This is a genomic window from Paeniroseomonas aquatica (assembly GCF_030409335.1).
Lineage (GTDB): Bacteria > Pseudomonadota > Alphaproteobacteria > Acetobacterales > Acetobacteraceae > Belnapia > Belnapia aquatica.
In genome coordinates this window covers 1-7720 of record NZ_JAUFPN010000010.1, presented here as the reverse complement: position 1 = coordinate 7720, position 7720 = coordinate 1, and the positions used below count along the sequence as shown (strand labels likewise).

The window sequence follows — 7720 nt, the reverse complement described above, 5'->3', positions numbered from 1 at the left end:
GCGGGCCGGATCGTCTCCGTGGCGGTCACCATCGCGGTCAGCGTCAATGGCGATGGCCGGCGCGAAGTGCTTGGCATGGCGGTGCGTATTCCGGTGATCTGCCGGAGTCAGAGCACCGCGTCGGTGTCGATCCCCAGCTCCTTCGCGTCCTTCTCGCTGTCCCAGCCGTAGCCTTAGCCGCACCGGATCGGCATCGTGTAGCCGCGGCAGTACCACGGGGGGCCGCCGGACTTGGCGCGCCATCCAAACGGTGGGAACCATTGGGGGGCATACCAAGAATTTAGAGCGAGGCTAGGCGGCGTATCTGGACACTTACACATCTAGCTGCTACCTAGCGGCAATCAAGCGGGGAGAAAGCGGTGACAATCATCGCGTGCGTGAGCCAGAAGGGCGGCGTGTCCAAGTCTACGCTGGCGCGTGCCCTCGCGGTCGAGCTCGCCCGCAGCGGTCTCAGCGTCCACCTAGCCGACCTCGACATTGACCAGGGCTCTCAGGTGGACTGGCACCGCGACCGGCTTTCCGGTGGCCTCTCCCCTGCCCCGCCGACCCAGTTGTATCCCGACCTCGCCGCCGCGCTCGCCGTGGCGGCCCGTTTCGACGTCCTGATCTTGGATGGCCCGGCGCGCGCGACGAAGGAAACCGTGGCAATGGCCAAGGCGGCCGACCTCTCAATTCTGCCGAGTGGCGCCAGCATGGATGACCTGCGGCCCATGGTGCGGGTGGCGCACTCGCTGGTGCGCGCGGGCGTCCCCAAGGAGGGCCTCGTCTGCGCCCTTAGCCGCATCAGCACGGAACCCGAGGCGGATGCGGCGCGTGCCTATGTCGTCGAGGCCGGATACCGCGTTGCCAGCGGATACCTGCCCGAGCGCGCGTCCTACCGGACGGCGCAGAACGCAGGCAAGGCGGTCACCGAGGTCTCGGTGCCGACCTTGAAGGCAGCTGCCGAGGCCGTGGTGCAGAGCCTGATTGACGCCATCCCGGAGTGACGCGAGTGGCCATCGACGCATCCAAGCTGAAGAGGCGCCTGCCGCCGCCACCAGCCCCCGAGGAGGGTGCCCCTGGCATCGAGCGGCAGCCGGACCCCGCCGCAGCCGCCCCGGAGCCAGAACGCAGCCGCCTGGTCGAACCGCCGCAGGGTCTGCCAGTGCTGGACGGCCGGTCCCTCAGGGCCACGGGCCGAGTCCACCAGCTCAACGTCAAGGTCACCGCGGACGTGAAGAACACGATCCTGCGGATCGGCCGGGAGCGTGGTTTGTTGGTTGCCGAGGTCATCGAGCAGGCGGTCGAGGCGCTTGAGAAGGCAGGGGACGGAAGCTAGGTGGCGGCTAGAAAGCCGCTAGGTGGCGACTATAAGGTGTTCGACGTGAGATGTGGCTTGCTCCGCGCCTGGGTGCTGGTCTCAATCCTCTGGGTCGCGTTCGTCGGTAGCATCGCGTGGGGCGGCGTCTACCGGGAATGGTCGCCGGGCGTCCAACAGGCGGTGGACTTCGGACGCGGGAGCATGGCCGCCGTCCCGTGCGAGCAGGCGCCTGCCGAGCACTCCAAGATTTAGGCGTTCGGCCGGACCTTCTGCATGCTCACGGTGGCGAACATGCGGCGGCAATTCCCCGAGTATCAAAACCTTCCCCTTCGGGATGTTATCGGGCGGAGCTACGCGCGTGTCGGCTTGGATTTTGGGTGGTCCTATGAGGAGACCAAGCAGGTCGCGGTCATCGCACTCATGCCGCCGGTCGCGCTGCTCGCACTCGGGGTTGCCCTAGAGTGGGTGATCCAAGGTTTTTGCTAACATAGCCGATAGATAGCTGCAACTTAGCAGCTTTCTTGCTGGCAATTTGGCCTATAAAGGCTCGACCTCGGTCTCGAAGCGGTCCGGGTCCGGCCGGGCGCGGAGCAACTTTACCGGCGTGCTGGGCCTAGTTACCCAGGCTAATATGATGTTGTAGCAAATTGACCCATTAGCGCTTTACAACCTTATTGTGTGCACAAGTGCACTTGTGCCTTTATGGGCTGCATGGATCCTGCAGCCTTTCTGTCCATCCGCTTACCGCCTGAGGTCCGCAACCGCGTCAAGGCAGCAGCCGCAGCGCGTGGCCAGACCGTGCAGGATCTGGTGGGGCGCTTGGTCGAGCACTTCCTTGCTGAGCAGGACCGCAAGCCACCCACCCTTGCAGTGATCCTTACTCGCCTGCGAGAGCACGAGGCAGCTCTCCGCCGGCGCGGTATCATCGGTCTCTGGGTCTTCGGCTCCGTCGCTCGCGGCGAGGCGCAGCTTGACAGTGATATCGATCTGATCGCCGAGCTCGACCCAGCCGCCCGCATCTCCCTGACCGGCCTCGCCAGCCTGCGGGCCGAGCTGGCAGACCTGCTCGGCGCCCCGGTCGACCTCGCCGAGTGGGGCATCCTGCGCCAGCCAGTGCTCGACCAAGCCCGGCGTGAGGCGGTGCAGGCTTTCTGATGCGCGACCTGGCGGACCGCCTGACCGACATCCGCACAGCTGCCGCCGATATCCGGAGCTTCGTCGCCGGTCTTGATGAGGCGGCCTTCGGCGCGCTGCCGGAGACGGATCGCCGTACCTATCGGGCCATCAAGAACGCCCTGGCCGAGATCGGCGAGGCGATCAAGCAGCTGCCGCCGGAAATTCTAGCTGCCCATCGGGAGATTAACTGGCGGGGCTTCGCCGGCCTGCGCGACATCGTGGCGCACCAGTACTTCAGCGTCGAGCTGCCACGGCTGTGGCCCACGGTGAATGACGAGTTGCCGGCACTGCTGGCCGCGGTCGATGTCGAGTTTAGACGGCTGGCATCGCCACCCTGAATGGCCGTTTGGCATGGCTTACTCTGGTCGCGGCCAGGCGCGCCGATACCGTCATCGCTTTGATCATTGATCGAACAGCCGACGAACTCCGGGTCGGCGTAGTGCCGCAGCTTGGCGGCGAGGGCAGGAGGCTCGCCTGGGCGGAGGAGGACCTGGAGGTGCGGGGGGCAGGCCGGTGAGAGTGGGGCGTGCTGCCTTCGCTGGCGCTGGCGCCAACTATGAGGTTTTCGGGTAACTATGAATTCCTGCAGTGAAATTTTTCACTTTTATGCTTCATAAAAAATGGTATGGTTTCGGCATGGGCGAGGAAAATTTTAATGAGATCAATATTTTAACGCTTGATATCCGGCCTCGCAACAGAGATGCGATCAAGCCGGCCGAGCTGATCCAGGTGTCCGGTCACCACGAGCTGACCCTCAATGCCCGCCGCGCCATCACCATCCTCTGGCACCAGGCGCATATGCAGGGCGTAGAGGAGGGGCGAGACTATACCATCGAGATCGATGACCTTAAGCCGGACGGTCACAAAGGTTACGAAATGGTAGAGGAAGCGGTGGAGGCGCTGATGCGCACGATCCTCACCCTGCGCCTGCCGGATGGGAAGACGCGCCGCGTTCAGTTCCTTGGCGGCAATGACTTGGATGATCCTGAGCGGCCTGCTGGCGTGCTGACTTATAGTTTTGATAAGCGTCTAGTCAGCGTGCTCCGGGATTCTACTATCTGGGGCAAAATCGCCATCCCGATCCTGATGGCATTCACCTCGAAATACGCAGTCAGCCTGTACGAGAATCTTGCCCAACTTGCCAACCTCACTATGAAGACCACCCATGATTACACGCTGGACGAGTTCCGCGAGCTGCTCGGCGTTCCGCCTGGGCGCTACAAGACCTTTGGTGAGCTGAACAAGCACGTCATCAAGCCGACGGTCGATGAGATCAATGCCATCGCGCCATTCGAACTGTCGGTGCTGCCGATCAAGCAAGGCAAAAAAGTTGCCCAGATCAAGGTCGGCTGGCGGAAGAAGACTAGTGACGCTCTGCAAGAAGCGCAGCGGGAGCTGGGGCGCTCAAAGATCGGCAGACGTGCCCGGCTGGCCGGCACGGTCGAGTACGTAGCCGATCCAATGCCCTCGCTGAACAGAGCTCGACGCACCAACCTGCTCAGCTAAGCGGCGTCCCCGAATTCCTCATAGTTGGCGCGGGCGGCCTGCGCCAAGTCCCCGAAAACCTCATAGTTGAAGGTTGCTATTATCCACAGGAGACATTTCCAACTTCCCCGAAAACCTCATACTTGGCCCCGAAAACCTCATAGAATCCCCCGGAAAGCTCATAATTTCGCCCCGAAAACCTCACAGGAGTCCCCGAATTTCTCATATTTTGGCGCGTAAAATACTGATATTCCTTGGTAATTAGCAGTAGAACTTAGAACTAAGAAAGAGAATATAGAACTACTGAATTCGCTTGCCTGTGGATAACTGATAAAAATCCCCGACGGCTACCCAACTATGAAAAGCAAAATGTGCCGGTCGTTTGGCGAAAAGCACATGAGCTATTGGGTAAGGGAGTCCAGCCTGACCTGGTTCGAGCGTACCAACGTGCTCACTCCGTCAACCCCGCTCGCCATGCTCGGCCTACGGCCTGTGCGTGGCTCCGCGCCGCCTTCAGCGGTGCCTACGGCAGGGTTGACTTCCATTGCGCGCGACGGTCTGCAGAACCCAGGTCAGCTCCAAAGGAATGGCCGTTTTCCGATCTCACCAGAGGAATAGAGGGCAAAGCAAGGAGCCTTGCCGTTACAGCACTTGCCTGTATATTGCAAAAATGGTATATTGAGTGAGTTGCATGGCGTGGCGTGTTGGATTTTTGGATGAAGAGGTGGCAGCGGCATTGTCCGCGTTTCCTGCCGATATCCGGGCGAAGTTCGCCCGGATCGTGCAGCTCATCGAAGAACATGGCCTGGAGCGCGTCCGGGAGCCCTACGTGAAGCATCTCGACGGGCCGCTGTGGGAAATGCGGATGAAGGGCAGGGACGGTATCGCCCGGGCTGCCTACGTCACCGCTACCGGACGACGCGTCGTGGTGGTGCATGTGTTCGGCAAGAAAACGCAGAAGACTCCACGCCGCGAAATCGAGCATGCCTTACGGCGAGCCAAGGAGGTGAAATGACGAAGACGACGATTCCCGCCAGCAGGGTTATCGCGCAGTGGCGCAAGGATCCAGAATTCGTGGCGGCCTATGACGCCCAGGAGGAGGAATTTGCCCTGGCCTCGGCGCTGATCGACGCGCGGGCCCGCGCTGACCTGACCCAGGAGCAGGTAGCGCAGCGCATGGGCACGACCCAGGCAGTAGTGGCCCGCCTGGAAGGTGGTGGCACGATGCCGTCCACTCGCACCCTGGAGCGCTACGCCAAGGCCACCGGGCACCGTCTGCGCATCGCCCTGGTGCCTGGAAAAGGACCGCAGGCGGCTCGCTGACCTACACCAGGCAGGATTGCTCCCATGCTTGGCAGCTTGTCGAGATGCGCATGAAAGCGACCTGTTGCGCAAAAAGCTACGGGAGTAGCTCACCGCTTCGGCCAGTTGCGACAAGCCTGGGCGAAGATGCTCCGAATTGGACTGCGCACGCAGGCATCATCTATCCGGCCTGCGAAGGCGATGGTGCCGAGTCAGCGAGATCGGCGTCGGCGTAGAGGTCGGGCTCGTCGGCGAGCCAGTCAAAGGCACCGCCAGCCTGCGTGATCGCGGCCATGGGCAGGGCATCAGACCCTTCCACCGCCTCTACCACGACATGCACGCGCGTACCGGCCGCGATATTGCGATAGACGAATTCGGCAGACGCCTGCCCGGCCTCACCCTCGAGAGCGAGGCGTCCCATGGCTTCCTCCATTCGACCATCCTGTCACGATCCGGCCGCGGCGTGATCAACGCGCCGTCTCGTTTCCTCACCCATCAGCCAGCCCGGTGAACTCCGGATCGGCGTAGTGCCGGAGCTTGGCGGCAAGGGCAGGGGGCTTGCCTGGGCGGAGGAGGACCTGGAGGTGCGGGGGCAGGCGCATGGCCTCGTCGGGGGTGAGCAGGGGCCGGCCGGCGAGGTGGGTAGCGGTGCCCTCGCTGACGCTACCGCCACCGGTCCCCAGGCCGGCAGGCTGGCTACCACCGGCGGAGGCGGTGACGTACTCCACCGTAGCGTTGCCGAGGACGCGGGAAAGCCAAATGGCGGTATCGAGGTCGGCGGGCGCCGAGACCTGCATCAGGCCGGCGTTGGCGAGGAAGGTGGCGGCCGACTCCCCGTAGGCGGCCCGGAGCTGGGCGAGGTCCTGCAGGATGGGCCAGAGCTGCAGGCCAAGGCCGGCCATCNCTCCCCGTAGGCGGCCCGGAGCTGGGCGAGGTCCTGCAGGATGGGCCAGAGCTGCAGGCCAAGGCCGGCCATCAGGCCGGCGGCCTGGAGCACCGGCTCGAGGCGGCCGAGGGCGGCGAACTCGTCGAGCAGCAGCAGCACGGGCGGGGTGCCGGGGCGTTGCGGGGCGCGGGCCAGTTCAGCGATGGCCTGGGCGACCAGCAGGCGCAGCCAGCGGGCGTAGCTGCCCAGGCGATCGGGCGGCAGGACCAGGAACACCGTCGCCGCGCCGCTGCGGAGATTCTGCCAGCGGAAGTCGGCCCGACTCATGGCGGCGGCCAGGCGGGGACTATCGAGGAAGTGGGTATGACGCTGGGCGGAGGAGAGCACGCCGGCGGCCTCGCGGTCGGCCTTGCCGAGCTGGCGGGCAGCGGCACGGGCCACCAACCCACCGGCAGCACCCGCATCAGCCATCAGGGCGTGCAACAGGGCCTCCCAGTCGCGTGGCGGCAGGGTGAGCAGCCGGCGCAGCTCGGGCAGGCCACGGGGCTCCCCTGGCGGGCGGGTGACGAGGTGCATCAGCACTCCGGCGATGAGCGCCTTGGCCTCCTCGTTCCAATGAGCCTCGGTCACCTGGCCGGGCGGATCGAAGACCAGGGCGTCGGCCAGGGTGGCGGCGTCGTCGGCGAGGTCCGGGGAGAGCGGGTCGAGAACGGCAGCGGGATCGTAGGCTGCGGTGGGCTGGCCGGAGACGCCGAAGGGGTCGAGAACCCAGACCGGCCCGAAGCGTCGCCTGGCGCGGGCGGCGATGCGGGCATTCTCGCCCTTGGGATCGATGCAGATTACCGGGCGGGGGATGGTGAGGAGGTTCGGCAGCACGGTGCCGATGCCCTTGCCGGAGCGGGTGGGGGCGACGGTGAGGAGGTGGGCCGGGCCGGTGTAGCGCAGGGGCAGGCCGCGGCGGTCGGCGGCGCGGCCGACAAGGAGGGCAGCGGGATTTTGGGCGAGCGCCGGCGCGGCCAGCTCCGCCGCGACCTGGCGGGCATTGGCCCAGGCGGCCGAGCCCATGGCGTCGGAGAGGACTGGCCGGTGGAAGCTGCCGAGCAGGCTGTACAGGATGGCTCCGACTCCGGAGAGGATAATGCCGGTGCTCCAGACGGCGCCGCCCCACTCGTTGGGCACCAGCAGGCCGAGTAGGGCGAAGATCACCAAGCCCGCGACCATGCCGAGCGCCCCGGCGATGGCGGCATGCACGACAGCACCGCCGAGGCGCCAGGTGAAGCCGATCCCGTCCACCACCGCGGCCAAGGCAGCCTTCACACCGGATTTCCTTCTGCTGTCTCGTCGCCTGCTAACCTGGTCATTCCAGCTGCCGCAGCGGCCTCGCGGTCAGTGGCAAAGGCGCGCAGCCCGGCCCGGCGCCAACGAGCGCGGAGATCGGCCGGATCATCGTCACCCGCACCCTGCAACTGCCCCGCGACCTCGAGGAGGGCGCCGAGCATGGTGGCGCGGTCATCGTCGGTCAGCTCGACCAACCCGGCCTTGGCGACGAGGCCGCCGAGCTCGATCAGGTG

11 protein-coding genes and 1 pseudogene are annotated in these 7720 nt (G+C 65.0%); 8 read left to right on the top strand and 4 right to left on the bottom strand.

Features of this window, described 5'->3' with window-relative positions; translation table 11 throughout:
- The 8 genes and pseudogenes from QWZ14_RS01305 to QWZ14_RS01270 form a co-directional block, all read left to right on the top strand.
- Positions 1–84: pseudogene (locus QWZ14_RS01305) on the top strand (transposase); the annotation flags it as partial.
- 275 nt (positions 85–359) lie between these two features.
- Positions 360–986: a ParA family protein gene (locus QWZ14_RS01300; RefSeq protein WP_290314747.1), complete on the top strand. Its 627-nt coding sequence runs from the start codon at positions 360–362 to the stop codon at positions 984–986.
- Positions 987–991: 5 nt separating this feature from the next.
- Positions 992–1318 carry a hypothetical protein gene (locus QWZ14_RS01295; protein ID WP_290314746.1) on the top strand — a complete coding sequence of 109 codons (327 nt, stop codon included), beginning with the start codon at positions 992–994 and terminating at the stop codon, positions 1316–1318.
- 693 nt (positions 1319–2011) lie between these two features.
- Complete coding sequence (locus QWZ14_RS01290) at positions 2012–2455, top strand: nucleotidyltransferase family protein (protein ID WP_290314745.1); 444 nt, start codon at positions 2012–2014, stop codon at positions 2453–2455.
- A complete protein-coding gene (locus tag QWZ14_RS01285; protein ID WP_290314744.1) occupies positions 2455–2814 on the top strand; it encodes a HepT-like ribonuclease domain-containing protein in 360 nt (119 codons plus the stop codon). Before QWZ14_RS01290 ends, QWZ14_RS01285 begins: the two co-directional genes overlap by 1 nt.
- Positions 2815–3064: 250 nt before the next feature.
- On the top strand, positions 3065–3982 hold the full coding sequence (locus tag QWZ14_RS01280; RefSeq protein WP_290314743.1) for a replication initiation protein: 918 nt from the start codon (positions 3065–3067) through the stop codon (positions 3980–3982).
- Between the two features lie 670 nt (positions 3983–4652).
- The gene (locus QWZ14_RS01275; RefSeq protein WP_290314742.1) at positions 4653–4976 is read left to right on the top strand and encodes a type II toxin-antitoxin system RelE/ParE family toxin; all 324 of its coding nucleotides are present in this window, start codon (positions 4653–4655) and stop codon (positions 4974–4976) included.
- Positions 4973–5284: a helix-turn-helix domain-containing protein gene (locus tag QWZ14_RS01270; protein WP_290314741.1), complete on the top strand. Its 312-nt coding sequence runs from the start codon at positions 4973–4975 to the stop codon at positions 5282–5284. The genes QWZ14_RS01275 and QWZ14_RS01270 overlap by 4 nt, the downstream gene beginning before the upstream one ends.
- 160 nt (positions 5285–5444) lie before the next feature.
- Here QWZ14_RS01270 and QWZ14_RS01265 read toward each other — a convergent pair whose 3' ends face one another.
- The 4 genes from QWZ14_RS01265 to QWZ14_RS01250 all read right to left on the bottom strand — a co-directional run.
- Positions 5445–5696, bottom strand: a complete 252-nt coding sequence (locus QWZ14_RS01265; protein WP_290314740.1) for a hypothetical protein — start codon at positions 5694–5696, stop codon at positions 5445–5447.
- A 55-nt stretch (positions 5697–5751) separates the two neighbouring features.
- Positions 5752–6165 (bottom strand): type IV secretory system conjugative DNA transfer family protein, encoded by a 414-nt coding sequence (locus tag QWZ14_RS01260; protein WP_290314739.1) that lies wholly within the window; start codon positions 6163–6165, stop codon positions 5752–5754.
- Complete coding sequence (locus QWZ14_RS01255) at positions 6060–7214, bottom strand: type IV secretory system conjugative DNA transfer family protein (protein WP_456307210.1); 1155 nt, start codon at positions 7212–7214, stop codon at positions 6060–6062. Before QWZ14_RS01255 ends, QWZ14_RS01260 begins: the two co-directional genes overlap by 106 nt.
- A gap of 248 nt (positions 7215–7462) precedes the next feature.
- Positions 7463–7720 (bottom strand): conjugal transfer protein TraD (locus tag QWZ14_RS01250; RefSeq protein ID WP_290314737.1); only part of this gene is annotated, 258 nt, incomplete at its 5' end.